This window comes from Fimbriimonadaceae bacterium, from assembly GCA_023957775.1.
Lineage (GTDB): Bacteria > Armatimonadota > Fimbriimonadia > Fimbriimonadales > Fimbriimonadaceae > JAMLGR01.
This window is the reverse complement of sequence record JAMLGR010000005.1, coordinates 100,213-127,051: the sequence shown is the minus strand read 5'-3', so window position 1 is coordinate 127,051 and position 26,839 is coordinate 100,213. Positions and strand designations below refer to the sequence as shown.

General features: G+C 66.5%; 19 protein-coding genes and 1 other RNA gene. 6 read left to right on the top strand and 14 right to left on the bottom strand.

The annotated features are described in order from the left end of the window. Positions 1 to 54 precede the first annotated feature (54 nt). Complete coding sequence (locus M9921_05855) at positions 55 to 2,070, top strand: S9 family peptidase (protein ID MCO5296364.1); 2,016 nt, start codon at positions 55 to 57, stop codon at positions 2,068 to 2,070. 64 nt (positions 2,071 to 2,134) lie between these two features. On the opposite strand, the gene M9921_05850 is transcribed toward M9921_05855, so the two are convergent. After that, a complete protein-coding gene (locus M9921_05850) occupies positions 2,135 to 2,881 on the bottom strand; it encodes a hypothetical protein (protein ID MCO5296363.1) in 747 nt (248 codons plus the stop codon). A gap of 142 nt (positions 2,882 to 3,023) precedes the next feature. Between M9921_05850 and metG the strand changes: the two genes are divergently transcribed. Together metG and M9921_05840 are read left to right on the top strand one after the other, a co-directional pair. Then, positions 3,024 to 4,940 (top strand): methionine--tRNA ligase, encoded by a 1,917-nt coding sequence (gene metG / locus M9921_05845; protein MCO5296362.1) that lies wholly within the window; start codon positions 3,024 to 3,026, stop codon positions 4,938 to 4,940. 133 nt (positions 4,941 to 5,073) lie between these two features. Then, positions 5,074 to 6,024, top strand: a complete 951-nt coding sequence (locus tag M9921_05840; GenBank protein MCO5296361.1) for a M48 family metallopeptidase — start codon at positions 5,074 to 5,076, stop codon at positions 6,022 to 6,024. Positions 6,025 to 6,049: 25 nt separating this feature from the next. Here the strand turns inward: M9921_05840 and M9921_05835 are convergent, their stop codons facing one another. From M9921_05835 to lipB, 3 genes are read right to left on the bottom strand one after another with little or no spacing between them, the layout of a single operon-like run. Continuing rightward, positions 6,050 to 6,388 (bottom strand): YraN family protein, encoded by a 339-nt coding sequence (locus tag M9921_05835; protein ID MCO5296360.1) that lies wholly within the window; start codon positions 6,386 to 6,388, stop codon positions 6,050 to 6,052. Further along, positions 6,367 to 7,011 carry a ribonuclease HII gene (locus M9921_05830; protein MCO5296359.1) on the bottom strand — a complete coding sequence of 215 codons (645 nt, stop codon included), beginning with the start codon at positions 7,009 to 7,011 and terminating at the stop codon, positions 6,367 to 6,369. Before M9921_05830 ends, M9921_05835 begins: the two co-directional genes overlap by 22 nt. Further along, positions 7,011 to 7,700: a lipoyl(octanoyl) transferase LipB gene (gene lipB / locus M9921_05825; protein ID MCO5296358.1), complete on the bottom strand. Its 690-nt coding sequence runs from the start codon at positions 7,698 to 7,700 to the stop codon at positions 7,011 to 7,013. Before lipB ends, M9921_05830 begins: the two co-directional genes overlap by 1 nt. A gap of 118 nt (positions 7,701 to 7,818) precedes the next feature. On the opposite strand from lipB, the gene rnpB reads away from it, so the two are divergent. Continuing rightward, positions 7,819 to 8,140: RNase P RNA component class A (gene rnpB, locus M9921_05820), an RNA gene on the top strand. A 35-nt stretch (positions 8,141 to 8,175) separates the two neighbouring features. Here rnpB and M9921_05815 read toward each other — a convergent pair. Beyond that, a complete protein-coding gene (locus M9921_05815; protein MCO5296357.1) occupies positions 8,176 to 8,913 on the bottom strand; it encodes a hypothetical protein in 738 nt (245 codons plus the stop codon). A gap of 257 nt (positions 8,914 to 9,170) precedes the next feature. After that, positions 9,171 to 10,913 (bottom strand): GspE/PulE family protein, encoded by a 1,743-nt coding sequence (locus M9921_05810; GenBank protein MCO5296356.1) that lies wholly within the window; start codon positions 10,911 to 10,913, stop codon positions 9,171 to 9,173. Between the two features lie 134 nt (positions 10,914 to 11,047). Between M9921_05810 and M9921_05805 the strand changes: the two genes are divergently transcribed. Then, a complete protein-coding gene (locus tag M9921_05805) occupies positions 11,048 to 13,402 on the top strand; it encodes a zinc-dependent metalloprotease (protein MCO5296355.1) in 2,355 nt (784 codons plus the stop codon). A 388-nt stretch (positions 13,403 to 13,790) separates the two neighbouring features. Here M9921_05805 and M9921_05800 read toward each other — a convergent pair whose 3' ends face one another. Together M9921_05800 and M9921_05795 are read right to left on the bottom strand one after the other, a co-directional pair. After that, complete coding sequence (locus tag M9921_05800; GenBank protein MCO5296354.1) at positions 13,791 to 15,329, bottom strand: menaquinone biosynthesis decarboxylase; 1,539 nt, start codon at positions 15,327 to 15,329, stop codon at positions 13,791 to 13,793. A 36-nt stretch (positions 15,330 to 15,365) separates the two neighbouring features. Continuing rightward, positions 15,366 to 16,067 carry an MgtC/SapB family protein gene (locus M9921_05795; GenBank protein ID MCO5296353.1) on the bottom strand — a complete coding sequence of 234 codons (702 nt, stop codon included), beginning with the start codon at positions 16,065 to 16,067 and terminating at the stop codon, positions 15,366 to 15,368. Between the two features lie 153 nt (positions 16,068 to 16,220). On the opposite strand from M9921_05795, the gene M9921_05790 reads away from it, so the two are divergent. Further along, positions 16,221 to 16,796: an HDIG domain-containing protein gene (locus tag M9921_05790; GenBank protein ID MCO5296352.1), complete on the top strand. Its 576-nt coding sequence runs from the start codon at positions 16,221 to 16,223 to the stop codon at positions 16,794 to 16,796. 86 nt (positions 16,797 to 16,882) lie between these two features. On the opposite strand, the gene M9921_05785 is transcribed toward M9921_05790, so the two are convergent. From M9921_05785 to M9921_05760, 6 genes are all read right to left on the bottom strand, one after another. After that, a complete protein-coding gene (locus tag M9921_05785) occupies positions 16,883 to 17,695 on the bottom strand; it encodes a UDP-3-O-acyl-N-acetylglucosamine deacetylase (GenBank protein ID MCO5296351.1) in 813 nt (270 codons plus the stop codon). Beyond that, complete coding sequence (lpxD, locus tag M9921_05780) at positions 17,692 to 18,729, bottom strand: UDP-3-O-(3-hydroxymyristoyl)glucosamine N-acyltransferase (protein MCO5296350.1); 1,038 nt, start codon at positions 18,727 to 18,729, stop codon at positions 17,692 to 17,694. Before lpxD ends, M9921_05785 begins: the two co-directional genes overlap by 4 nt. Beyond that, on the bottom strand, positions 18,699 to 19,676 hold the full coding sequence (locus M9921_05775) for a hypothetical protein (protein MCO5296349.1): 978 nt from the start codon (positions 19,674 to 19,676) through the stop codon (positions 18,699 to 18,701). The genes lpxD and M9921_05775 overlap by 31 nt, the downstream gene beginning before the upstream one ends. After that, a complete protein-coding gene (locus M9921_05770) occupies positions 19,663 to 20,301 on the bottom strand; it encodes an OmpH family outer membrane protein (protein MCO5296348.1) in 639 nt (212 codons plus the stop codon). The genes M9921_05775 and M9921_05770 overlap by 14 nt, the downstream gene beginning before the upstream one ends. Before the next feature lie 15 nt (positions 20,302 to 20,316). Further along, complete coding sequence (locus tag M9921_05765; protein MCO5296347.1) at positions 20,317 to 22,083, bottom strand: BamA/TamA family outer membrane protein; 1,767 nt, start codon at positions 22,081 to 22,083, stop codon at positions 20,317 to 20,319. 179 nt (positions 22,084 to 22,262) lie between these two features. After that, entirely contained in the window at positions 22,263 to 26,834 is a 4,572-nt protein-coding gene (locus tag M9921_05760; protein ID MCO5296346.1) for a translocation/assembly module TamB domain-containing protein, read from the bottom strand. Between the last annotated feature and the right edge of the window lie 5 nt (positions 26,835 to 26,839).

The following is a 26,839-nucleotide window of genomic DNA, read 5'->3' as shown; positions in this document are numbered from 1 at the left end:
TGCGATTTTTCGCAAACCGCTCCGGCAAAAGGGGCGTTTGGTATGCTGGCATCCATGCCCAAGCGTCCTATTCGAGCCGACGACCTCCAACGCATCCAGTTCGTCGGAGACCCCCAAGTCAGCCCAGACGGCGCTCGCGTGCTGTTCGCCAAGAAGCACGTCGGCGAGAACAACAAGTACGTCACCAACCTCTACACGGTGGATCGGGACGGCAACGTCGCCCAATGGACGCAGGGGGAGGCCGGCGCCGGTTCGGGACGGTGGTCGCCGGACGGCGACGCGATCGCCTTCGTGAGCGGGCGAGAAAAGCCTTCGGCCCAGATCTTCCTCCTCTCCATTCACGGAGGCGAGGCGCGCAAACTCACGTCGCTGCCCGAGGGCTCCATCGGGGGCATCCGTTGGTCGCCGGACGGCACGAAGATCGCCTTCACGTTCCGCGAGCAGGAACCGGATCGAACCGAGAAGGCGAAGAAGGAGCGCGAGGAGAAGGGGCTCAGCTCCCCCCCGTGGGTGATGGAGGACATCTGGTACCGGCTCGACGGCGACGGCTATTTCGGACCCCAACGCCACGCGATCTACGTGGTGGAGGTGGCGAGCGGGGAGACGAAGAAGCTCTACGACGCGTGTCCGATCGGGATGTACTCGTACGACTGGTCTCCCGATTCTACGGAGCTGATCGTCGCGCACTCCGCAAACAAGCGGCCCATGGCCGAGCCGCCGAACGATCAGCTTTACCGGGTGTCCCTCAAGGGCCAGGCGTGGATGCTGGAGGGACTTCCCAAAGGCGAGAAGGGCTCCGTGCGCTGGTCGCCCGACGGAACGCGAATCGCCTACGCGGGCGACGTCGACGAAAACGATCCCTGGGGCGTGCGCAACACCAAACTCTACGTCGTCGACGCCAAAGGAGGCGACCCGACGTGCCTCACCGCCGGCGACGACTTCTGTCTCTCCGCCTCCACGATCAGCGATACGCGCGACTCGTCGCACTCGGCTAGCTGCGAGTGGTTGCCCGACGGCAAGCATCTGGTGGCGTCGATCGGAACCCGGGGGGAGATGCAGGTGGGGCTCATCGACGCCGAGAAGGGCGGCGTCACGCTCCTCACGAAGGGTTGGCACGTCATCGGTGCCGGCAACGTTTCGAAGGACGGCCGCTGGCTCGCCTGCACGTTCGGCGACGCGGCCAGCCTCGACGAGGTCGCCCTCTACGACCTGAAAGAGCGCCCCGAGTGGCCCAAGCGCATGACCGATCTCAACCAGGCGTTCTACGAAGAGATCGAGCTGAGCGTCCCCGAAGAGGTTTGGCTCGACTCCACCGACGACGTGAAGGTGCAGGCGTGGGTCATGAAGCCGATCGGCTATCTGCCGCCCAAGCGCTACCCCGCCGTCCTCGAAATCCACGGCGGACCCCACACGCAGTATGGATGGGCCTTCTTCCACGAGTTCCAGGTGCTGGCCGCAGAGGGGTACGTGGTGGTGTTCTCCAATCCGCGCGGGTCCAAGGGGTACGGCGAAGCCCACTGCGCCGCGATTCGCGGCGACTGGGGCAACAAGGATTGGGAGGACATCCAGACCGTCACCCGATGGATGCAGCACCAACCCTACATCCACCCCGGCCGCATAGGCGTCATGGGCGGCAGCTATGGCGGTTACATGACCAACTGGGTGATCGGCCACACGAAGGAGTTCCGCGCGGCCATCACCGACCGTTGCGTCTCGAACATGGTCTCCATGGCGGGAAGCAGCGACTTCCCGTTCAACAAGGACGGTTACTTCGGGGGCGTGGCGTGGAGTTCGTTGGACAAGATCGCGCCGCTGTGGAGGCAGTCGCCGATCGCCTACTTCGAAGGGGTGACGACGCCGACCCTCATCATCCACAGCGAAGGCGATCTGCGGTGCAACATCGAACAGAGCGAGCAGGTGTTCACCGCTCTCCAGCAAGAGGGTATCGAATCGCGCTTCGTCCGCTATCCGAGCACCACCTCGCACGGAATGAGCCGCTCAGGCCCGCCCGATCTGAGGCTTCACCGCCTTGGGGAGATCACCCGGTGGTGGGGCAAACACCTCAAGTAGCGTCGCAAAAAGAAAGAGGCCCCGACCCAAAGAGTCGAGGGCCCCGGGGTATTCCCTTCCCCAATTAGAATCGTGGGGTCTTGCTCCGACGGCGCCGAAGGGCTCCGGCCAGGGCGGGTATGCCGAACGCAAGGGCTCCCGCAGGTCCGGGGACGGGAGGCTCGGTGATGACCTTCCGACGCCTCCTTCCACCGCCACCGCCGGGGTGGTCCAGAACCACGCCGCCGACGATGAAGGGCCATAGCGGCGTGCGGCGCGAGTGGGTCGCAAAAATCGCTTCGGTTTCTGGCACGACTGGAGGGGCAACCGCGTACGGGAGCGGTTCGGGAACCTCGAAGGCGGGCTCGACCAGTTCTGCGACGGGCATGGTCTCGACCGACGCCATCAGCTCATCCTGGCGAATGGTCGCGGGCAGGGTCGCCGTTTGCACTTCGTCCGGCGCGGGCGGCGGGGTCGTCCAGAACGGATTGCCGCACGTCTTCTTCACGACGGGACGGCCCGAGGCATCCGCGAAAACCCAAGAACCCTTCTTGATCACGAACAGGCGGGAGCGGATGACGCCGTCCTGCTCGCTGCAGTTGTACACGGCCATCGGTGTGTCCTGCGCCATCGCCGCCAGATGGAGTCCGGAAAGCAACTCGATCACTTCCTGGCGCGACATGCCGTAATGGCGCATGTAGCGATCCATCACGGCGGGGTCGGACTTGGCCTGCTGAACCAGTTCCGCCGTCGAATGCGCAGGTCTGTTGAGGTAGGCGTTCGGTTCGGGCCGGTGGGCCATCGCGGAGGCCGCGAGTCCCAGGGCGAGCATCCAACATCCTGTTCTGTTGCTCCAGGGTTTCATCGAAATTCCTTTGGTTGATTTCACGTTGCGCACGATTGCTTGGCCTTCCCGGCGCAAATCCCGTGCCAATGCCGGGCCAACCCAGGGCAACCGGTAAACTCCCCTTCCGATGCCCAAGCGGATCTTCATCACCACGCCGATCTACTACGTGAACTCCGTTCCCCACATCGGTACGGCGCTCACGACCTTCGCCAGCGACGTCTCGGCGCGCTACGCAAAGATGCGAGGGTGCGAGGTGACGTTCCTGACGGGCACCGACGAGAATGGACTCAAGGTGATGGAAGCCGCGCAGAAGGTGGGAAAGAGCCCCCAGAGCTTCGTGGACGAGATCAGCCAGGAGTTCCGCCGAATCTGGACCGGCATGAAGATCGAGTACGACGACTTCATCCGCACCACCGAGCCTCGTCACGTGGCCGCCGTCCACGAAGTGTTCAAGAGGCTGAGGGATAAGGGTTACATCTATCCGGGCACCTACGAGGGGTGGTACGACGTTTCGTCGGAGACGTTCTACAAGGAGGCCGACCTCGTAGACGGGAAGAGCCCGGACGGGAACGAGGTGCGCTGGGTGCAGGAGGAGAACTACTTCTTCAAGCTCAGCGCGTTCGAGGAGCGGCTTCGCGCGCACATTGAGGCGCATCCGTCGTTCATCCAACCCGAGGTGCGCCGCAACGAGGTGCTGGGCTTCATGCGCGAGGGGCTGCGCGACACGTGCATCACCCGCTCGAACCAGGGCTGGGGCATCACGGTCCCCGGCGACGATTCCAAGGTGATCTACGTGTGGTTCGACGCGTTGATCAACTACATCAGCGCGACGGGATGGCCCGGCGATGGGTGGCAGACCATGTGGCCGGCCGAGGTCCAGTGGATGGGCAAGGACATCCTCACCCGGTTTCACGCGACCCTGTGGCCCGCGATGCTGATGGGCCTGGAACTTCCCCTTCCCGAAGTGCTGATGGGCCACGGTTGGATGACCGTGGGAGGCGAGAAGATCTCCAAGTCCAAGGGCAACGTCGTCGCCCCCTTGGAGCTCGCGCAGGAGTTGGCGGGGCGGGCAGGGTGCACCGAGGACGTGGCGATCGACGCCGTGCGCCACTACATGGCCACGACGATGCCGTACGAGAACGACTCGATGTTCACGTACGAGGACTTCGACCGCCGCTACAACGTGGACCTGGCGAACGACCTGGGCAACGCGCTCAACCGTTCGCTGGCCATGGCGCACAAGTTCGTGGGAGGAGCGGTGCCCGACGCACCGCTCGAAGCCGAGGCGTCGGAAGCGATCGCCGCGGCCAAGAGCGGGTTCGAGTCGGCCATGGCCGCGTATCGGATCGACCGCGCATCGGAGGCCGCATTCTCAATCGTTAGGTTCCTGAACAAATACATCGACACCCGCGCCCCGTGGGCCCTCGCCAAAGCCGACGATCCGGCGCTGGCCGGCGTGGTGCGCTCGATGCTCGCGTGCCTGCGTGCCGCGGAGGGGCTCATCCGTCCGATGCTCCCGTCCACCGCCGACGCCATCGCGGCGCAGCTTGGTGTGGCGCCGCTCCTTGCGTGGGACGTGATCGGCGTCGACGAAGCCCTTCCCCCCGGCACGGCGCTGGGGCAACCGGAGCCGATCTTCCCTCGCCTCGAGGCTGACAAGCCCGCGGCCCAACCCAAACAGGAGACTCCCAAGGTGGAAAAGACCGAAGCCCCCGTCGAGCAGATCACGATCGAGGAGTTCGCAAAGGTGCAGTTCCGCATCGCCCGCGTGCTCGAAGCCGAGCCTTTGGAGGGCGCCGACAAGCTGTTGAAGCTCCAGGTGATGATCGGCGACGAACGCCGGCAGATCGTCGCGGGCATCCGCAAGAACTACGACCCGCTGGACCTGATCGGCCGCCAAGTCGTGGTGGTGGCGAACCTCAAGCCCGCGATGTTGCGCGGGACCGAGAGCCAAGGGATGCTGCTTGCGGCGGTCGATGAAAACGGAGGGGCGATTCTCCTGCAGCCCGACAAGGAAACCCCCGAAGGCGCAAAGGTTCGGTAGGTTTGGTTCTTCGTTGTTGGTCCTTCGTCCTTTGGGGAGTGCGCGAGCTTGCTCGCCGCCCTGCATCCCAAGCGGCTTACCGCGGGCAACACCCGCATCCTCGGCGACGCTGCGCGCGTAGGAAGAGCGTCGCATGAAACGCACCCTGCACGAACAGATCGCCGCGAACAAACGCTCGAGCTTGTTCTTGGGGTTCTTGCTTGTGGTGTTGCTGGCGGCGTTGGGCGCTTCCATCGCGGGGGTGTACGCCCCGCGCGTCTGGTGGGCGGGAGGCGCGATCGCGGCGGGCGTGGGCCTCATCGCCACCTTGGTCGCCTGGACCAGCGGGCCCGACATCCTGCTCTCCATCTCCGGCGCGCGCCCGGCGAATCGCGATGAGGACCGGATTCTCGACAACGTGTGCGAGGAGATGGCGATCGCGGCAGGCATCCCCAAACCCAAGCTGTACGTGATCGAAGACTCCGCCCCCAACGCGTTTGCCACCGGTAAAGACCCCCAGCACGGCGTCATCTGCTTCACCACGGGCTTGATCGAGAAGCTGGATCGAGACGAGTTGCAGGGGGTCATGGCCCATGAGATGTCGCACATCCGCAACTACGACATCAAGTTCATGACGGTCATCGCGATCACCGCGGGGCTCATTCCCCTGATCGCCGACATGTTCGGCCGCTCGATGTGGTACGGCGGCGGCCGACGGTCCAGCCGCGACAACGACAACTCCAACGCGATCTTCCTCGTGCTGGCGATCGTGCTTGCGATCCTTGCGCCGATCTTCGCGAAGCTGCTCGAGCTGGCGGTCAGCCGCCAACGCGAGTATTTGGCGGACAGCTCGGCCGCGGAGCTCACGCGCTACCCCGAAGGCCTCGCGCGGGCGCTCGAGAAGATCTCCGCCGACCCCGATCCTCTCGAAGCCGCCAACCGGGCCACCCAACACATGTACATCGTGAACCCCCTGCGGGGCGCCGAGCGCATGGCCGCGATGTTCAGCACGCACCCTCCGATTCGCGAGCGCATCGGACGGCTCCGAGCGCTGATGGGCAACTACTCCCAGTCAGAACTGCCAAAGCAGGACGCCCCCCGCTAAGCCCCTTGGGAGGGCACGCCCCCCCCTACAACGCGTTCTCGTGGTGGCGCAGGCCGTTGCGGTCGATCGCGATCAGATCGTAGCGGACGGTTCGGGTCGGCTCTTCGATGAACCGAAGGTAGTCCTCCGCCGCGTTCATGAGCCGCTGCGACTTGGTGTGGTCGAGTGCCAGCTCGGCGGGTTCGCCACCTGTGCGACGGAGCTTCACCTCGACGACGACCAACTGGTCTCCGTCGAGGGCGACGAGATCGATTTCGCCTCGCTTCGAGTGGAAGTTCCGGGTCACGATGGTGTAACCCTTCGCGAGCAGGTACTCGGCCGCCCGATCTTCTCCTTCCCCGCCTACTCGTCGAAGGTCAGACACAACTGTTCGCTCGCGCGCACGGGGGCGAAGGAGCGTCGGTGGATCGGGCAGGGCCCCAGCTCCTCGAGGGCCGCGAAGTGCTCGGGCGTCGAGTAGCCGAAGTGCCGCTCGAACCCATATCCCGGGTAGTCCAGGGCCAACTCGCGCATGCGATCGTCGCGCGCGGTCTTGGCGAGGATCGACGCCGCCGCGATGCACGCGTGGGTGGCGTCGCCGTCGACCACGGCCTCGCCAGGGACCGGCAACCCGGGCGGAAGGCGGTTGCCGTCCACGTAAACCCCATTCGGAAGCGACGCAAGCCCCTGCACGGCCCGCAACATCGCGGCCATGGTGGCGTGGAGGATGTTGAGGCGGTCGACTTCGTCGGGTTCGGCGGCCGCGATGCTCCACATCGCCTCCGATCGGATGCGCAGCGCCAGGTCTTCGCGCTGGGTTCGGTCGAGGACCTTGGAGTCATCGATGCCGGTGCAGTCGAACCCCTGCGGGAGGATCACCGCTGCCGCGTAGACGGGCCCAGCCAACGGGCCGCGGCCCGCTTCGTCGACTCCCGCCCACCCGGGGGTGGCCGCCAACAGCCCCTTCGGTGCGTGGGCTTTCAACCCGCGAACCCGGGCGGGCCTCATCAGGCGCCCCTCTCCCCCGGAGGGGCGAGCGGTCCTTCGACCGCTTCAAACTCCACTCCGAACACCTTTCCGAACGCGGCCTGGACCACGGGCAGAGCCTCCTCGATCCCCACCTTTCGGCCCAGCAGCTCCGTGAGGCTCGTGACCCCATGCCCCTCGATACCGCACGGCACGATCAAGCCGAACGGCTCGAGCGAGTTGCTGCAGTTCAGAGCGATGCCATGCATGGACGTCCACTTGCGCACCTTGATGCCGATCGCGCAGACCTTCTTCCCCGCGACCCACACGCCGGTGTGGGGAGGGAATCGTTCTCCCTCCAATCCAAAAGACGCGAGCGCAACGATCACCGCCTCCTCCAATTCGCGAAGCCATCGGTGGAGATCCTTTCCGAAGTGCGCGAGGTTGAAGATGGGATAAGCCACCAGTTGGTCGGGCCCGTGGTAGGTCACGTCGCCCCCGCGGTCCGTCCTCTCCACGGCGATCCCGCGCTCGCGATACGCTTCGGGGGGCAGGAGCAGGTTCTCCTCGTGGAAGTTCGCCCCGAGCGTCAGCACCGGCGCGTGTTCGACGAACAGGAGCGTGTCCGGGACCTCTTCGGAAGCGACCCGCTCCAGCAGATGCGCCTGAAGTTCCGCGCAGGGCCGATACGCCATGCGTCCGAGATTCGCCACCCGCGCGGAGATCGCCACGTCGCTAGTGTAGCGTCTCAATAATCTCAGGGCAGCGAGGCCCCGGTTGGGCCCTCCGGGCCCCTCGCGCCCCGAATCCCGAGTCCCGAGTCCCGGTCCCTTCCGGTATCCTGCAACGGCAGTTGGCCGGGTGGCGGCTCCCCGACTCGCTCGGGGGGAGGAAAGTCCGGACTTCACAGAGCACGGCGCCCGGCGCAAGCCGGGGCGGGGCGACCCGACGGAAAGTGCCACAGAAACATACCGCCCCGACTTGTCGGAGCAAGGGTGAAATGGTGAGGTAAGAGCTCACCGGCGTACCGGGCAACCGGGCGGCCGGGCAAACCCCGCTGGAAGCAAGGCCAAATAGGGAGAGGATGACGCTGCTCGCCGACTCTCCGGGTTGGCCGCGAAGATAGATCGCCGCACAAACACAGAATCCGGCTTACAGGCCAACTGCTTGGGAGACGGGAGACGGGAGTCGGGAATCGGTGGGTTCTTACTCCTCGGTCGTCCCCAGAGACCTTGCGTCTTGGCGCCGGACCATCGTGCTTTGCTGCTGGAGGATCTGCGCACTTCTTTCGCGCATCGTCCTGCGAAAGGCGGTGACCACATCGAGCTCGTCCTGCTCGACGAACGGTCGTGGCTGGCCCGCGACGAAGGGCCCCATCAACCCCCTCGTCCCCTCGACGTCGTCGAGGCCCAGCAGGTGGCCCAGCTCGTGCCCCGTCACTTCCGCGATCTCATCCCGGGTGAGGTAGCGACCGTTCGTATGCCTAACGATCAGGATCGTCCCCGAGATCTTCGAGCTGTACTCGCGGCTGTTCCAGGCGAATTCGCGGCGTGCGTTGATCATCCCCTGCACGTCTCCCGAGCCCTCGACCCGGTCGACGAACTGGATTCTCAGCATCGGGTTTTCTCCGAAGGCCGAGTACCGGAAGGGACTGTCAGGCAACGCCTGCGTCCAGATGGCGATCCCTTGTCGAACCCCCTCGACAAACTCCTTGGCATCTTTGGGAATCGTGTCCATGTCGATCCCCACCGAAACGGGCTGGGGCATCAGCAGCCCGTCGAGACGCGCCATGGCCATGGTGTACTTCTGCTTCTCGAACGCGTCGACGACAAGGCGGTAGCTCTGCTTGGACTGCTCGGTCAGCGCGGGCTGCGTCGTGGGCGCGTACGCGGGCAACAACGCCCCGATCGCCAAGACCAACAGACACCCGATTCCCCTTCGCATAAGAGCCTCCGCGGGAGATATTCCGAAGGGGGTGGCGCGACCCACCCGCACGTGTATCAGGTGTGACGGGAACCCGGCACAAATGGGGAGCGTCTGCGGGGATGCCATCGGTGGTTCCACTCAGCACGCCCGTCAAGCGGGCGTGGCACCTCAGGGTCTTGCCGTGTCAACGGGTGCCACGCCCGCCGGACGGGCGTGAGTCTTGCTGTCTCAGCACGCCCACCAAATCCCACGGGGATGCCTCGCACCCCCACCCGCTATGCGGCGCGCAGCATGGGGGCGGCGTTGGCGATCGAGAGGATCTCCGAGTCGAGATCGAACGACACCTTGCGGCGGATCTCCTCGAGCGACGTGACTCCCGACGCGACCATCTCCAAGGCCATGCGCTGCATCGGCTCGTACCCGTTGGCGACGGCCAATTCGCGCACGGTGTCCATCGGGACCCGGCTCGCGATCGCATGGGCCACGTCGCGCGTCACCGGCAGGATCTCCTGCAGCGCTTGACGCCCGCGATAGCCCGTGTGGGCGCAATAGGGGCACCCGCGAGGATCGCGCACGGTCTCCACTGGATAGCCGAGGAAGTTCGTGAACAGCGAACGCTCCTCGTCGGAGGTGTGGCGCTCTTCGGAGCACGACGAGCACAGCACGCGCGTGAGCCGTTGCGAAATCACACCCGTCAGCGACGTGCTGAGCATGAACGGGTCGACGCCCATGTCCAGGAGCCGCGGAATCGCGCTCGGGGCGTCGTTGCAGTGGAGGGTGCTGAGCAACATGTGTCCCGTCAGCGCCGCGCGGATGGCCGTCTGCACGGTCTCCTGGTCGCGGATCTCGCCGACCAGGATCATGTCCGGGTCTTGACGCAACGTGGCGCGTAACTGCTTGGCGAACGTCAGGCCCACCTTCTCGTTCACCTGCGATTGGCTGATGCCGTCGAGGTCGTACTCGACAGGGTCTTCGCACGTCATGATGTTCCGCGTGGGCGACCGAAGCTCCGCGATCGCGGCGTAGAGCGTCGTGGTCTTCCCGGAACCCGTCGGCCCGGTGACGAGCACCATGCCGTGGGGCATCTCGATCATCTTGCGGAACATGGCGAGGTTCCGGGTCGAGAAGCCCAGCTCGGGAAGCCGCTTGAGCGACACGGACTTGTCGAGAATCCGCATGACGAGTCGCTGCCCGTGATAGTTGGGAAGCACCGCCACGCGGATGTCCACGACGCGGCCGTCGATCTTCACCGAAATGCGGCCGTCCTGGGGAAGCCGAAACTCGACGATGTCCAGCTCCGCCATGATCTTCATGCGCGCGATCAGCATCGGAAGGAGGCGCGAGGGGATCTCCTGAATCTTGCGCATCTCCCCGTCCACGCGGAACCGAATGTCCACCCGACCGCCTCGCGGCTCGATGTGAACGTCGCTCGCCCCGAGCCGAATCGCCTCGGTGAGGACCGTGTTGACGAGCGCCACGACCGGGCGATCGTCCTCGTCCACCTCCAGGTTCTCCAGCTCGATGGGAGCGTCCGAATCCAGCTCCCCCATCGCCTGGGCCACAAACCCGCCGACGGCCGTGCCAACGGAGCGGTTCTGGACCTGGTCGATCACGACCAGCAGCTTGTCCTCGTCCGCAAGGACCGGCTCGATGCGCATGCCCGTGATGTTTCGAACCAGCTCCAACGCCTCGAGGTCGTCGGGATTCCTCATCGCCACGATCAGGAGGTCCGCCTGCGCTTCGACGGGGAGCAACTGGTACGTGCGGCAGATGTTCTCCGGCACCCGTCCGAGCGCATACGGCTTGGGCGGCTGGGTGGTCAGATCCCACGGTCGAACGCCCTTCTGGGCGGCCATCGCCTTGAGAAGCAGCGGCTCGTCGAGATACCCGAGGGTGACCAGCACGGCCCCCAGCGTTTCGTGCGTCTCGCGCTGGACCTCCAGCGCGTGGTCCAACTGCTCGTTCGTGATGAGCCGCTGCGCGATCAGCAGCTCGCCAAGCCTTCTCTTCAATGCCATGTTCTCCTCCGACCCTCAGCGATGGATGGCACCCGCCGCCAGGAATGGCGAGCGCTCGAACCCGTGGGCGTTGTTCCACGTCGCCACGACCTACGGGCTGGGGGAGTTACCGGGTCGAAGGCATAATACGGGCCATGTTGGTGCTCCTCGCCGCCCTCGTCGTCGCTCCTCCGCACCTGCCGACCATCGCGGAGAAGACCAAGGGTCTGGAAAAGAGAGCCGGACTCTTTGCGACGTACCCAGCTCCGTCCGAAGGCACCCTCTACATGGAGTTGCCCCGCCAATCAGACGGCGACGCCTGGGCCGCCGAGGTGCTCTACCACTCGGCGATCCGCAGCGGTTTGGGAAACAACGACGTGGGACTCGACCGGGGGCAACTCGGCCCGACCTACGTGGTGCGCATCCGGAGGGTGGGCAACCGCGTGCTGTTCGTCGTTCCGAACTACCGGTACCGGGCGCTCTCGGACGACCCCGCGGAGAAGCGGGCCGTCGAGGAATCGTTCGCGGCCGGCGTCTTGTGGGCCACCCCGGTGGTCGCCGAGGACACTAACGGGAGTTTCCTGATCGATCTGGGCACGTTCTTGCTTCGAGACGCGCACAAAACCACCGACACGTTGCGCAGCGCGAACCAAGGCTCCTTCGCCCTCGACAAGGAGCGAAGCGTCATCGAGTTCTCGGAGTGCAAGGCGTTCCCCAAGAACCTCGAGTTCGAGGCCACACTCACTTTCGCCTCGGCGCAGCCGGGACCTCTGGTTCGCCAGACGGCCGCTGTTCCAGACGCCGTCGCGATGATCGAGCACCAGTCGTTCGTCGCCCTTCCGGAGCCGGGGTACCAGCCGCGGAAGTTCGACCCGCGGATCGGCGCGTTCGGCATCGCGTTCCTCGATTACGCGGCCCCCCTCTCGGAGCCGCTGGAGCAGCGCTGGATCGCGCGCCACCGCCTCGAACTGGACGCGTCGGGCAAGGTGAAGCACCCCATCATCTACTACGTGGACAACGGCGCGCCCGAGCCGATCCGTTCCGCGCTGGTGGAAGGGGCTTCGTGGTGGTCCGAGGCCTTCGAGAAGGCGGGCTTCCCCGGCGGATTCGTCGTCAAAGTCCTCCCCAAGGATGCCGATCCGCTGGACGCGCGCTACAACACGATCCAGTGGGTCCACCGCTCGACGCGGGGCTGGTCGTACGGCTCGTCGATCACCGACCCCCGCACGGGGGAGATTCTCAAGGGGCACGTCACGCTGGGATCCCTTCGCGTGCGGCAGGACCGACTCCTGTTCGAGGGTTTGGTCGGCACGGAGCAAACCGGCAAGGGCGGGCCCGAGGATCCGGTGCAGCTCTCCCTCGCGCGGGTGCGCCAACTCGCGGCGCACGAGGTCGGCCACACCTTGGGGCTCGCCCACAACTTCGCCGGAAGCACGTACGGCCGCGCCTCGGTGATGGACTATCCGGCGCCGCTGGTGCTCGTGCGCGACGGCCGGCTCGACCTCTCCGACGGCTATGCCGTCGGGATGGGAACGTACGATCTCTACGCGATTCGTTGGATGTACGGGGCGAACCTCTCCCAGTCGGAGCTGGACACGATGGCCGCGAGCGCTCCCCTCTTCCTCTCGGATGGCGACGCGCGCGACCTCGGCGGCTCCGATCCCCGGGCCAACCTCTGGGACAACTTCGCTGACCCCATCGAGGGTCTTCGCAATGCCATCTCGGTCCGGCAAATCGGCGTCGACCGGTTCGGTCAGGATCGCGTGGCCATGAACCGCCCCCTGGCCGAGCTGCAAGAGGTGTTCGCGCCCCTTTACCTGTGGCACCGTTACGAGGTCGAGGCCGCGGCAAAAGAGGTGGGCGGGCTCGAATACCAGTTTGCGCTCCGCGGCGACGGCCGGATTCCGACGAAGCGGGTGCCTGCGGAGAAACAGTACGCCGCGATCGAAGCGCTGCTGGAGTGCTTGCAGCCCTCCTTCCTCGAGATTCCGAATCGCATCACGCGCCTCCTGGCGCCACCAACCTTCGGGGCGGGCGCGGGCGCGGAGAGGCTCGACGGGCGAACCGGCCCCACCTTCGATCCCCTCTCGGCCGCCGCCACGGCTGCGGACCTCGTGTACGCGGCCCTGCTGCACCCGGCCCGCCTCGGCCGCTGCCACATCCAAGCGGCGGAAGGGGAGGGCCCCTCCGAACACGACGTCCTCGCAACGCTGGTGGCAGACGCGTTCCCCGCCGACGCGGGAGACCGCCCCCTTCGCTACGCGGTGCAGAACGTGCTCGTCGCGCGCCTGTTCCTCCTCGGCCAAGACGCCTCCGCGATGCCCGCGGTGCGCGCCGCCGCCAACGGCCAGTTGCGGAGGTTGGTGACCCTGCTGCCCTCCACCGACCAAGGCGAGGAGCTGCGCAGCGCGATCCGCCGTTACCTCGAACGCCCCTGGGAACCCGCCCCGTTGTCGCCACCCCCGGCGCCACCCCCCGGCTCCCCCATCGGCGATTGCGGCGGCTGGTAGTAACGGGAATCGGGACTCGGGAGTCGGGAAGCGGGAGGCGGGAGGCGGGAGGCGGGAGGCGGGAGGCGTGAAGCGGAAATCACCACCCAACGGGGGTCGCAGACCCCGGGCTGACATGGCGAAGGGGGCCCCAAAAACGCGACCCCAAACCCCGCCTCACGATTCCCGATTCCCGTTTCCCGCCTCCCGATTCCCGTTTCCCGCCTCCCCGATTCCCGATTCCCGTCTCCTGATTCCTGATTCCCGTCTCCTGATTAAGAGGGCCCCAAAGACATGACCCCCAAACCCCACCCCCAGACCCCGCCTCCCGTCTCCCGATTCCCGTCTCCCGATTCCCGTCTCCCGTTTCCCGATTCCCGTCTCCCGTCTCCCGTTTCCCGTCTCCCAATCACAAACCCAAACGACCCCACATCGCATCGACCTTCGCCTTCACGTCCGGGCTCATGGCGATGAGCTTGGGGTAATCGCGCGAAAACCCGTTCTCGCCCGGCCATTTGTGCGTGCAGTCGAAACCGATCTTGCCGCCAAAGCCCATCGCCATCGAGGCGTGGTCGAGCTGGTCCACCGGCCCGCGCGAGTGCAGGGTGTCGCGGCCGGGGTCGCAGTTCGCACCGATGCGGAACAGCATCTCGCCCACATCCTGCACGTCGGCGTCCTCGTCCACCACGAACACGAACTTCGTGAACGCCAGCCCACCCAACCCCCAGATCGCATTCATCACCTTGTACGCGTGGCCGGGATACTTCTTCTTGATCGACACGAACGCCACGTTGTGGAAGCACGCCTCCACCGGGAGGTTCATGTCCACGATCTCCGGCACCGTCAGCCGGATCATGGGCAGGAAGATGCGCTCGACCGCCTTGCCCATCCACCCGTCCTCCATCGGAGGCTGGCCGACGATCGTCGCGGGGTACACCGCCTTCTCGCGCCGTGTGACGCACGTGACGTGGAACACGGGAAACTCGTCGGCCAGCGAGTAGTAACCCGTATGGTCTCCGAACGGTCCCTCGAGACGCCGCTCCGCGGGGTCGACGTAGCCCTCGAGCACGATCTCGGCGTCCGCGGGCACCAGGATGTCCACGGTCTTCGCTTTCACAAGACGCGCGTTCTCGCGCCTCAGAAAGCCGGCGAACAGCATCTCGTCGATCCCGGGCGGCAGAGGCGAGATCGCGCTGAACGTGTATGCCGGATCGCCGCCAAGCACCACGCACGCCTCGATGCGCTTGCCCTGCTTGCCCGCCTCTTCCATGTGGCGCATGCCGGTCTTGTGCATCTGCCAGTGCATCCCCGTGGTGTTCTTGTCGAACACCTGGATCCGGTACATCCCCACGTTGCGCTTGCCGGTGTTCGGGTCGTAGGTGAACACCAGGGGGAGCGTCACGAACGGTCCCGCGTCTTCCGGCCAACACGTGAGCACGGGCAGTTGGGTGAGGTCCACCTCGTCGCCCTCCATCACGACCTCTTGGCACACCCCACGGTCCACGGTCTTCGGCGGAACGGTCTTGACCTCTTGGAACAGGGCGGGCAGCGCTTTGAGCGCCGCAATCGGGCCTTTCGGAATCTCGGGTTGCAGGAGCGCGGCCAGCCGCTCCGCGTGCTCCTCGAAGTCCCCGCACGAGAGCGCCAGCGACATGCGCTTGCGCGAACCCATCGTGTTGATCGCCACGGGGTGCGCGTACCTCACCTCGCCCTCGGGGATCTTGTGGATCGAGGGCTCGTTCATCACCGCGCTGCGTGGATTGGGCGTGCCCAAGCGGTGCGGCGGACCCACGGGATTCTCGAACAACAGCGCCGGGCCGCCCGCCTTCATCACGCGGTCCGCAACCTCCGTGATCTCGAGGTACGGGCTGACTGGCTCCGAGATACGCTTGAGCTCGCCTTGGGACTCGAGGGTCTCGAGGAAGTGCTGGAAGTCGCGATACGCCATCGCTCTCTAGATTGGCAGAATGGGATCGTCGGTCGTCTATCGGTGGTCGTTGATCGATTCCCATCGGGCTTCGCTCACTCCAGAAACCCTGTGGACGGCCGCCATTACCTTCGCTTGGTCGCCGCTCAGGCGGATGTGCAGCGTCTGGGGATCGGTGCCTTCGACGCGGGTTTCCCGGATCATCGCTCCGGCTTTCGAAAGCGCTTCGAAGAGCGCCGCTCCACCCTGACCGCCGCTCAGCGCCACCACCAAGATCACCCCGTGCTCGCCGGGATTCACGCGCTTTTCGAACCGTTCGACGACCTCCAAGGTGAACAGCGACAGAAGCGTCGCGGCCACCGCGATCACGATGTAGACGCCCCCCGTGCTGACGGCCATCCCGATCCCGGCGGCGGCCCAGAGACTCGCCGCGGTGGTCAACCCGCGGATCTCGGGCCCGTGCCGAAGGATCGTGCCGGCGCCCAAGAAGCCGATTCCGGTCACGATCTGCGCGGCGATCCTTGTGGGGTCTCCCGCAGCGAAGTGCTTGCTCACCTCGGAGAACAGCACCACGCCGATCACCGTCATCATGTGCGTCCGCATGCCCGCGGGTCGGCCGTGGGACTCGCGCTCCCACCCGATCAACCCGCCCAGGATCGCCGCGATGCCCAACTTGAGCAGCGCGCCCAGCATCACGGACCAAGAGTCCCCGTCGAACATCCCTTGGAAGGCATCCACCATCGTAAGGACGAAACACAAGGTCGCGACGAGTCCCCCATCGCGCCCTTTGCGTCCCTTGCGTGAAACTCCCCCGAGGAACCTCCGCAAGCCACCGCAGAAAGAACGAGTCCCCCATCGTGCCCTTTGCGTCCCTTGCGTGAAACTCCCCCCGGGTCTCGGTATCCTCCCGCTATGCCGAACACCCGCGCCGAGGCTTGGGATCTTCTTTGCGAACATACCGAGAGCGAGTCGCTTCGCCGGCACTGCCTCGGCGTCGAAGCCGCCGTGGCCTGGTACGCCCGCAAGCTCGGCGAGGACGAGGCGCTGTGGGCCACGGTCGGCCTGCTCCACGACTTCGACTACGAGAAACACCCGGACGACCACCCCGGTTGGGGCATGCGGCTGCTCGAGTCGCTGGGCTGGGACCCGGTGATCATCCGCGCCATCGGCTCGCACAACGACGCGCTCGGCATCCCGCGCCTCACGGCGCTGGAGAAACACCTTTACGCGTGCGACGAGCTGAGCGGGTTCGTGGCCGCCGTCACCTTCGTGCGACCGTCGAAGAGCGTGCACGACGTCGAGGTGAAGAGCGTCCTTAAGAAGCTGAAGGAGAAGTCCTTCGCCGCGGGCGTCCATCGGGACGAGGTGCATGCGGGCGCGGAGGAGATCGGCCTGCCCTTGGAGGCGCACATCGCCAACGTCATCGCCGCGCTGCGGGAAAACGCGGAGGTCTTGGGGTTGCAGGGAACGCCGGCAAGCTCAAGCTGAGGCCCTCCCCACCCAGTTCGCTACGCTCACTGCCTCCCCCTCGGAAGGGGGAGGGCGAGGGGGTTCCTCCAACCACAAACCACAACTTACGCCTCCCGCACCACCGTCACGGCCTCCGCCAGCAGCTTCGCGGCCTCCACATGCGCGCGATGGCCCGTTCGCTCGGCCACGACGTTTAAGGCGCGAATGGGGATGCCGGTGAGATACAGATCGCCGATACAATCCAGCAGCTTGTGCCGCGCCGGTTCGTCGGCAAAACGGGCCGCCCCTTCGTAACCCGAGGGCCCCAGCACGAGGGCCGTCTTCGGGCCCAATCCGCGGGCCAAACCGCGCTCGAGAAGCGCCGGGATCTCTTCGGCAAACCCGAACGTGCGCGCGGGCGCGATCTGGTCGGGAAAGGCCGCCGCGGCGTCGAGGGCCTCGAACGATTGGCGACCCGGCCACCGGTCGCCCGTCTCGAACTCGTACCGCCAGTGGCCCACGCCGCTCGAGATGGCGATCTTCAAGGGCTCCTCGTGAAGGAACACGCGGGCAAACGGGCCTTCGACCTGCAGGGAGCCCACCCGCTCCACACCCGCCGCCAAGAGCCCGTCCACATACTCGCGGGCCGCACCGTCCAGGGCGGGCAGTTCCGGTGCGGAGACCTCCACCTCGGCATCGGTGATCTCGAGCCCGGCGAACGCTGCCATCAGGTGCTCGACCGTCGAGATCTCGCCCAGCCGCGTGCACCGCGACGTGTCCGTCACCCCCGCGGGGTCGGCCGCCACCTGCTGTTGGCCCCAGCGAAACACCACCCCGGCTCGGCTGGAGCGAACCACCACGCGGACAGGCACTCCGCTGTGGAGGCCCAACCCCTCGAAGACGACGTCGCCGCCCACCGTAAGCCGCTCGAACGTCACGAATCGTCCTCGACGGATTCTCGCGCACTCTCGAGCTTGCGGATGCGGTGCACCAGATCGGGCAGGCGCGCCACGGCGGCCATGATGCGCATCGCCTCCTTGATCGGGCGCGCGGGCAGGCCGAAATAGACCCCCTTCTCCTTGACGTCGTTGGTGATGCCCGACCGGCCCCCGAACGTCGTGTCCGAGGCGATCGTCACATGGTCCGACACCGCGCACTGGCCCGCCATCGTCACTCGGTCGCCGATCGCCACGCTCCCACTGATGCCCGCCTGCGCCGCGATCACCCCGTGCTCGCCGATCTCGACGTTGTGGGCGATCTGCACCAGGTTGTCGATCTTCGTGCCCGTGTTCACCCGGGTGTGGCCCGCGGTGGCTCGATCGATCGTCGTGTTGGCGCCGATCTCGACGTCGTCTCCCAAGACCACGCCGCCCACCTGGGGCACCTTCACGCGCTTCTCCCCGTCCCACACGAATCCAAAGCCTTCGGCACCCAGCACCACCCCCGAGTGAATGACCGCGCGCGCGCCGACGGAGACCGACCGCACCAGCACCGCGTGGGGAAGCACCACGGCATCCACGCCGATGGAGCAACCCTCGCCGACGTAGGCGAAGGGGTAGACGCGCGCGCCGGAAGCGACCTTCGCCCCGCCCTCGATCACCGCATAGGCCCCGATGCGCGCGAGCGGGTGCACCTCGGCGCCCGGATCGATCACTGCCGTCGGATGCACGCCATCGCCGATGGGAAGCGGGCTATCCGCCAGGTGGAGGAGCCGCCCAAAGGCGGCGCGGGGATTGGCGACGCGGATGCACGGCTTGGAACACGCGATGTCCGGCACGGCGAACACGGCGCCCACCCCCGAGCGCTCCACGCGGGCCAAGTGGGACTCCGATTCGGCGAACGCGATCCCTTCGGGGTCGTCCGAGCCGCTGGGAACCGGCCTCAGGACGCGCTGGTCCGGCGGCCCGTCCACGTGCCCTCCCACCAGCTCTGCAAGTTCGCTTAGCGTCCAACCTGATGCGCCGCTCTCCATGCGACAAACTCCTTGGTGACGTCGCGCCCACGCGTCCCCGGAGGCGCAAGGACATACCCCTGCGACCGCAGCCAAAGCGCCAGCTCCTGCCGCACATCCGGCTCGGGCTCGTTCGGTTCGGGCAGCTGCGGCACCGATTTTACCGGGGTCGAGGCGGGAAGCTCCAACGTCTTGCGCGGTTCCGCGTTCAGTTCCAGTTCGGTTCGACCCGCCAACAGCGCATCGAGATCCCGTCTGGCCTCCGTCATCTGCTGGGCGGCGGTCTGTTCGGCGCGCGCGTCGGCATCGGCGAACGCCGCCTGGATCTCGCGCTGGATCTTCTGAGCCTCCTCTTGGATCGTGTGCTCGGCGTCCGCCAGCAACGTCGCCGCGGTTTGGGCGAACTCCGAGTCGAGCGCGCGCACCTCGGCGCGCAACCGCTTCGCTTCGTCGGTCCAGCGGGGCTCCAGCGCTCCGGTGGTCGACCGCCACTCGGGGAAGCCGGCGAGGAGTGCAAGGCGGGCGATCTTCGGCCCGCGCGCGTCCGCGTAGGCCTCGAACTTCGTCCTCAGCTCCCGAAACGCCCCGTCGAACTCCGAGGCGCGAGCGGGGTCAAGCTCCGCCACGCGGTCGTCCGCCCAACGCTGGACTTCGGCCCGGTACGTGTCGCGCAAGATCCGGAGCACCTGCTCGTACGCTTGCTTGCGGCTCTGCTCGACGATCCGCTGGGCCGCGGCGATCCGCTCCTTGCCATCCTGGAGGACGACGACCTGTGCGGGAAGCGACTCCAGAACGCCGCTTGCCGGGGGGAGCGGATCGGGAGGACGGGGTGCCACGGACGGGGCATCCGGGGCGCGCGCGGGAGTGGGAACGCGGCTGAGATCGACGGTCACGCGTTCCGCGCGGGGGGCGCAACCCATCATCAAGGCGACGCCCCCCAGAACGACCAGCGCCCTATTTCTTCGCATTCATGGCCTTCAAGGCCGCATCGGTGAGGTCGTTCGCGCCGTAGGGTGCGACGCCGGCCTCGAAGACGATCGAATAGCCGCCGGCCTTGCCCACCTCCTGGATCGCCGCGCGGGCCTTCTCCACGCTCGTGAGCTTCTGCTGGTCCGCCCAGGTCTGCAGCTCGTTCGTAAACTCGCGGAACCAGCGCTGGGCCGTCGCCTCCATCGCCTGGCTGCGGCGAGCGTACTCCTCGATCAGGGTCCGCTCCTCCGGCGTCAGGTTCGGCTTCTGGCTCAGCTCCTTCGACTTCTTGTCCGCCGCGATCACATCGGCCTTGACGCGTTCGAGCTCCGCCTTCTCCGGAGCCGTCGCTCCCACCTTCAGGCTGAGATCGCGGATCTTCTGAGCCTGCTCGGTCGTCAGCACGCGGTACGTGTCGATAAACTCGAGCAGGCCTTCCCGTCCGGCCTTCATCTCGTTGAAGGTCACCTGGTTCTGCTTGCCGTAGTCGCTCTGCTCGACGACCTTCTGGACATCCACGACCGCCGATTTCTCCGCGGACCCTTGGAAGCCGACACCGATCGCGGCGCCGGCGATGAGGGCGGCGGCGAGCCAGCCCGACTGATTCACTGTTAGTTTCTGCATCAATTGATTCCTAGTTTAGAAAGACGTTCCAATGAGGAAGTGGGTGCGGCTCCCACCCTCGTCGTTGAAGCCGAAGTCGAGCCGAATCGGGCCCAACGGAGTGCGGAAGCTGAATCCCAGGCCGTACCCGATGTGGAGGTCCGGCGAGGACGACTGCGAGAACTTGTTGACCCCGCCGTAGCCGCCCCACGCGCCGCCGTAATCCACGAAGAGGATGGCGTTGAACGCCTTTTGAATCGGGTAGCGGTACTCCACCGTGGTGAGCAGGGTCTGGCGGCCCCAGAAGCGGTCCTCGGCGTAGCCGCGAATCGTGTCGGAGCCTCCCGCGAAGAACTGCTCGAAGAAAGGAACGCGGCCGCTGATCACGCCGTACCGCGCCCGCACCGCCAGCACCTTGCGCGGCGCGTCGAGTTCGCGTCCCCGCGGGGGGCCGCTCGAGAAGTAGGCCCGATATTCGAGGTTGGTTCGCAGGAACGTGCTGCTGCCCAGTCCCGTGTTCGCCGCCTCCGCGCCGCCCACGGCGGTGATGTTGCTGTATCCCGGTTCGACGAGAATCCTCGCCCACGTGCCCCGGGACGGCTCGATGTCGACGTCGCGCTTGTTTTGCGTCAGGCCCAGGGACAACACGCCCACATCGCCGTCCTGGCGAATAAACGAGTTGGTCGAGGTGGTGTTGAGGTGCGACGTGTCGATGCGCTCCATCCGGATGCTGGCCGAGGCCTTCAGCTCGTCCCCCCGCACCGGACGGGCGAAGCCGAGGGTTGCGCCGGTTCGGCGCTCGGTGTACCGATCGTCGTTCGTCGGCACGCTGCTCCCGCCGAAGCTGGTCCCCGCAAAGCGGAAGACCAGGCGACTGTAGATCGAAAACTGCATCGCGGTGTCGTGGTTGTCGATCCACGGGTTGCCGTAATCCAGGTCGATGCTCGCGCCGTCCCCCTGCGTGGACTGGAGGTAGTTGATGCCCACGTTCTGCCCCGTCCCTCGGAAGTTCGAATCCGAGAGCTTGAGCAGGCCAGCGAAGTTGCTTCGGGGATCCACCTGGATGCCCACGTTGAACATCCCGGTGCGCGCTTCCTTCACGTTGGCGATGAGATCGACCTTGCCGATCGTCTCCGATTCGCGCTCAACGCTCTTCACATCCTCGAACCACTGGGTGCCGTAGATGCGGCGCAGGTCGGCCTCCCACTTGCGCACGTTGTACGGGTCCCCGGCCCGCGTCTTGATCAGGTGGTCGAAAACCGACTTCTTCGTGCGCGTGTTGCCCTGGACCGCGACCGAATTGACGGTCAGCTCGAGGAGCACGACGTTGATGGTCGTGGGAGAGTCCTGCATGGGGCCAAACTCCTCGATCTGGACGAAGAACCCGCGGTCGCTGTACACCTTGCGAATGGCGGCGACGCTGGGCTGAACCCCCTTCACGTTGTACACCTGGCCGGGCTTGAACGTCAGCGCCGCGGCGATCTCTTCGGTCGGCACCGCCGCGTTGCCCACGATGCGGATCTCCTTGATCACCGGGAACTCGACCACGTTGATCACGATCTGCCAGTTGCCGACCTCCAGCGGGCGGGCTTGGGCGTCCACGGCCTGGAAGAACCCCATGTCTTCGATGGACTTCCGATCCTGATCGAGCGTCGCCTGGAGGTAGGCCAACCCGACCTTCGTGCGCATGGTGGCCAAGATCGCATCCCGCTGGATGTTCTGGTTCCCGTTGATGACGATCTCCTTGACGACTCCCGTGTCCTGGGCGATCGCCATCGACGCAACCGCAAGGAGAAGAACCACGCACCAAATCCGTTTGATCAAACCTACGCCTCCAACCCCCACCTGCGGTGGGGTCACCCGTGCCTCAAAACTATACTTCCTATCCGCTTTCGGCCCGGTGGAATTCCCTGCATCCGCTGTCGTGGCCAAAAGGCCCGACCTCGTTGTTGAGTTAGATGCGCGAGCCCGTTTCGCGTTTCCTAGAATCGCGTCCCGTACTCCACGGAGATCTTCCAGGGACGGTCCTGGTCCACGCCGATCGAGAGGGTCGTTCGACCCAGGATGCGGTTGCGCGTGGGCAACCGGTACGAGAGGCGGAACTCGAAGCGCTGGGGGAAGCCCGGGGCGGGCTCCGCGAGTTGGCGACGCGCCGAAAGCAAGAGGCCCTTGCCGAGGGACTTCGCCGCGGAGATCGTGGTCTGGTCGAGCGAGTTGTACTCCAAGCTCAGATAGTCCAGACCCAGACCTGCCGCCAGCTTCTCGGTGATCGGGTCGAACAGAGCGGGCAAGGCGATGCTGGTCAGGGCACTCTGAAACTGCCCCTGCCCCTCGCCCGGCTTCAAGGCCGACGCCAAGCCTTCCAGGAGGTCGGCTTGGCCGAGAAGCCGGAGGATCCGGTCGGAATCGAGGTCCGGAGGATCGCTGGAGGCCGTCATCGTCACGCCCTTCTCGTCCAGCAGGTCCCCGCGGATGGCGAGGCTCACGGTGTACCGTTCCACCTGCTCCCCAAACCGGAGCGCCGTGACGTGGGTCGTTCCTTCGAGGTCCACGTCCAGTCGCGCGATGGTCTCGCCCGAGGACGTCCCCTGGTAGCGCAGACGCAACGTGCCCCCGGGCTCGAGCGCCACGCGTGCCGTCGGCAGCTTGACCGTTCCGGACACAACGTTGAGATCCGCCGAGACGTCCGGCTCCGAGAGGCGTCCCCCCAGGTTCCCCGAACCCAAGATCCGCATGACCGACGCCGTCGCCTGCAGCTCCACCGGATCGACGAGCACCGCCTTGAGCGCAAAGCGGGGGTCGATGGTGGGAATCCCGCCTGGAGCGGGCTCCAGAGGCTCGGAAGGCAGGGTCACCGAACTCTTGGAGAGGTTCACCGTGCCCGTCAGGGTTGGGCTGCTGGCGACACCGCCTACGCTGATCGACCCGTCGGCGACGGCGTCGACGCGGCCCTTGCTGCCCGCATCGTGGCGCACGCGCAACCCTTCGAGCGCGACGGTGCCCTTCAGAGGCGTTTCGAGCACCCGACGGAATGCGCCCTCGGGGTCGTTGCCAACCGCTTCGATGAAGGCGCGGAGGACGGACTGCACATCGCCTCCGTCGGTGGACACGTTCACGGTTGCGGAGCCGCCGACCGAACTCGCCGCGGACGCGCTTGCCGTGAGGGCGTCGTCGCTCAGCGCCACACGGCCGACGAATCCCTGGAGCGAGGTCTGCCCGTCCTGCAAGGCCAACGTCGGCGCCTCGATGTCCACTCCGCCGGTCACGTGCACCTCGTCCAGCGTGCCTCCCGCCAAGAACGCTCCCCGCCCGCGGATCGACGTGCGCGACGTGTCGAGGGGCAGGGGGAACTCCTCCATCTCCGAAGTCGTCATTTCGTGTTCGCGAAGGAGGAGGTTGACCTGGAACGGCTGATCCCTCGGCACGGTGAACGGGTAGGCGAACGGAAAGTGGGCGTCGATCTGCGCCCCGAGGCCCGCGTAGGTCGCGTTCCCCGTCGCACTCGCCGCCCCGTCGGCGATCGAGATGTTGTCGAGCGTGAGATCGAGGAGGGTCGGATCGTCGGGGTTTTTCGCCGTCCCCCATCCCGCTTGCGCCCGCAACGAAGCCTGCAGTTCCGGACGGGCGACCGGGCCGGTCGCCAGGAAGGAGAAGTTCTCGATCGAGCCCTGGAGGTTCAACAGGCCGGAATCGATAAGCGACAAGGTGTTAAGGTCAAAGTTAGACAGTTCACCATCCAGGTGGACCTCTCCGCCCTCCAACAGCGACCCGGATACGTTCAACTCGCCCGGACCGCCGGTCCAGGCCACCCGCTCGATCTGCCAGAGCCCCTCGGACCGTTGGGCCTTCGCGTCGATCGTTCCCAGGTCCGTCTCGCCGATCGCAAGGTTCGAGGCGGTTAGCACGTCGACGTCCAGCGCCGCGCTCTCGATCGGCCCTTGCACGACGGCATGCGCGTCGAGGTTGCCCTCCAGCGTGTCGAGGCGCGAAGCGAGCGCAGGGTCCATCGAAGGCACGTAGCGCCGAACGACATCGACCAGGTCCGGAATCTCCAGTTGGAACGCCGAGGCTTCGGCGTAGACCGACCGATCCGGCTGGCTGTAGTGGAATTCGGGAATCTCGATAAAGCGCTCGAGCGAGCCGATCATCGCGTTTCCGCTCCACACCCCCAGTTCCGACTCGAGGGACCACGGCCCTCCGCCGAAGGGCACGTCGTTCAGCTTGAGGTCCGCGACGCGGCCTTGCATGTGCAGGTCGGCGAGCCCGTCGGGAGTGATGTGGCCGGCGAGCGTGCCGTCGAGGGTCCCGCTGGAGTCCACGGCGTCGAAGTGCGTCGACAACAGGGACGCGATGGGAATGGACGCGAGCGTTCCCTCGAACGACGCTTCGCGCGTCGCCAAGTCATACCGCCCGGTGGCCGAGCCGCGTCCTGCTCCCACCGTCCAGTTCGCTTCGGCGAGCTGGATCGCGTCGCGGTCCGCGCTGGCGGTCAGGTGCGCCGAGTCGATCTTTGTGCCGTAGACGAGCAGGTTGGAGCCGGACACCGTTCCGTCGGCCAACGGTCGATCCAGCGTGCCCCGCACCGTCAGCGAGGGAACGTCCACGGTCCCCGTCACGTCGTCGCCCAAGAGCTCTGCGAGCTGGACACCGGTCGCCGAAAGTTCGCCGAAGATCGCCTGGTCTTCAAAGCGGAACCCCAGGCGTCCCGACGCGCGCGCCGAACCCTTTGCGGCTTCCAGACGCGACGCGACGATCTGTTTCGAGTCGGCCGTATAGTCCGCCGCCACGAGGGGCACCACCTGACCATCGAGCCCCACCCCGTACAGCTCGAGCCGTCCAGACGCCCTGGGGTCGGCGGTCGTGCCGACGATCGTGGCCGACATCGCACCGGTCCCGTCGAGACCCGGGCTCAATGCCGAGAGATCGAACCCGCTCCCAAACACCTCGAAACGGAGTTCCCCTTCCTTCTCGGTCCACTCGCCTTCGGCGGACAGCACGCCGACCGCACCGACCAGCGAAGCCTGCGTGACCGAGAGACGTCCCTCCTCCCAGCGGGCCGAGGCGAGCAGGTTGCCCAGAGACAGCGGGTCTGCGTTCGGGCGGTCGTACCGCACCTTCCCGCGCACGCGAAGGTCCGCGGTGGGCGCATCGAGGGAGCCGCCCACCAGCGCGCTGGCCGATACGGTGCCGCTCCAATCCTTGCGGTCCAGCCGCCGGGCCGCGCGCGCGATCGACAGGTCCTCCACCTCGAAGGTGCCCTTCACCGCTCGGGTTTGGAGGTCGAGATCCAGCGCGCCACCCACCCGGGCACCCATGTAGTTGGCTTCGCGAACGCGCCCGCTCAAGCGATTGGTGTCCGCCTTGAGATCCGCAACGACGTCCTGGATCGTCTCGTCGGCCCACTGCACCTGTCCCGCGTCGACGGTGCCTCGAACGGTGACTCCGTCGGCATCCCAACCGAACCACCCCTCGTAGCGGCCCCTCTGAAAACGCAGCTCGGGGGGAAGCAGGTCCGATGCCCATTTGGGGAGCCGCCCCGAATCCGGGGCCGATGCGACCAGCGTTCCGGCCGCCTCGACGCCGTTCTCCCAGGTCGCCGCGCCCTTCCACTCGGCGTCCACGCCGTTTTCGCGTGCCGTGGCCGTGCCTTCGGCGCCCAAGTGCGTGACATGGCCGACAAACGTCGCCTCCTGCGCCTGGTACCGATCGTAAGCGAGGCCCGTGGCTTGGACGGCCAGTTGCGCGTCCGCCCGAAGGGGTCCGTCCGCGGGCAGGTCCAGCCAACCGGGCCCCGAGATCCGCAGCGTCCGGGCGCCCACCTGGTCGAGGCCGGATACCGAGCGCCCATCGTCGGTGTCCTTGTAATAGGCGAGGAACTCGGCCAGTTCGAGGCGCTCGGTCTCCACGTCGACGACCACGGCGTTGCGCGAAGGAGCGCGCACCGTGGCTTCCAGCGCGCCATCGGCACCGAAGTCGAGCCGACCCGTCGCCACCCACCGGTCTCCGGCGCCGTCGACGACGAGGTGGGGGATCGTGGCAAAGGCGCGCCAGGGCCGAGGCGTCCCGGTTCCAAGACACGTGAGGCGCACGTCCTCGACCTCGACGGTGTAGTTCTGCTTGCTGGGCTCGTCGGTGCTCGGGGGGAGGTAATCGAGGAGCACGGGGCGCCCCGTCGGTCCGAGCTCCAACAGCGCGTCCACCCCGCGAGCCCGGACCTTGGCAGATCCGCCACCCGAGAGGAGGGCGCGCACATCGCGCACGGAAAGCGTATCGGCCACCAGCAGGGGGCGTCCTTCCGGGCTGGTGACGCACACGCCGTCGGCGGAGAGGAAGTCGGCGCGGAGGTTCCACGCGTAGGACGCCACTTGAATGCGGAGGGGGCCGCCGGGCGTCGCCAGCTCGACGTCCACCGGGCCGGCGGGCCCGGCCAGGGCCTGCAGGCAACCGTAGGCATAGGCGCCGCCCCACAGTGCCAGCACGGCGGCGGGAAGCCAGAAGATCCCGAGTCTCAGCAGTCCAAGGAGTACGCGGATACAGTTCCTCCCCGCGCGCATGTGCG

Excerpts from the sequence above, each read along its gene's own strand:
- M9921_05805 (MCO5296355.1), top strand. The coding sequence starts at position 11,048 with ATGTTGGTGCTCCTCGCCGCCCTCGTCGTCGCTCCTCCGCACCTGCCG.
- M9921_05810 (MCO5296356.1), bottom strand. The coding sequence starts at position 10,913 with ATGGCATTGAAGAGAAGGCTTGGCGAGCTGCTGATCGCGCAGCGGCTC.
- lpxD (MCO5296350.1), bottom strand. The coding sequence starts at position 18,729 with ATGGAGAGCGGCGCATCAGGTTGGACGCTAAGCGAACTTGCAGAGCTG.
- M9921_05790 (MCO5296352.1), top strand. The coding sequence starts at position 16,221 with ATGCCGAACACCCGCGCCGAGGCTTGGGATCTTCTTTGCGAACATACC.
- metG (MCO5296362.1), top strand. The coding sequence starts at position 3,024 with ATGCCCAAGCGGATCTTCATCACCACGCCGATCTACTACGTGAACTCC.
- M9921_05855 (MCO5296364.1), top strand. The coding sequence starts at position 55 with ATGCCCAAGCGTCCTATTCGAGCCGACGACCTCCAACGCATCCAGTTC.
- M9921_05775 (MCO5296349.1), bottom strand. The coding sequence starts at position 19,676 with ATGCGAAGAAATAGGGCGCTGGTCGTTCTGGGGGGCGTCGCCTTGATG.
- M9921_05840 (MCO5296361.1), top strand. The coding sequence starts at position 5,074 with ATGAAACGCACCCTGCACGAACAGATCGCCGCGAACAAACGCTCGAGC.
- M9921_05850 (MCO5296363.1), bottom strand. The coding sequence starts at position 2,881 with ATGCTCGCCCTGGGACTCGCGGCCTCCGCGATGGCCCACCGGCCCGAA.
- M9921_05770 (MCO5296348.1), bottom strand. The coding sequence starts at position 20,301 with ATGCAGAAACTAACAGTGAATCAGTCGGGCTGGCTCGCCGCCGCCCTC.
- M9921_05800 (MCO5296354.1), bottom strand. The coding sequence starts at position 15,329 with ATGGCGTATCGCGACTTCCAGCACTTCCTCGAGACCCTCGAGTCCCAA.
- M9921_05830 (MCO5296359.1), bottom strand. The coding sequence starts at position 7,011 with ATGAGGCCCGCCCGGGTTCGCGGGTTGAAAGCCCACGCACCGAAGGGG.
- M9921_05815 (MCO5296357.1), bottom strand. The coding sequence starts at position 8,913 with ATGCGAAGGGGAATCGGGTGTCTGTTGGTCTTGGCGATCGGGGCGTTG.
- M9921_05760 (MCO5296346.1), bottom strand. The coding sequence starts at position 26,834 with ATGCGCGCGGGGAGGAACTGTATCCGCGTACTCCTTGGACTGCTGAGA.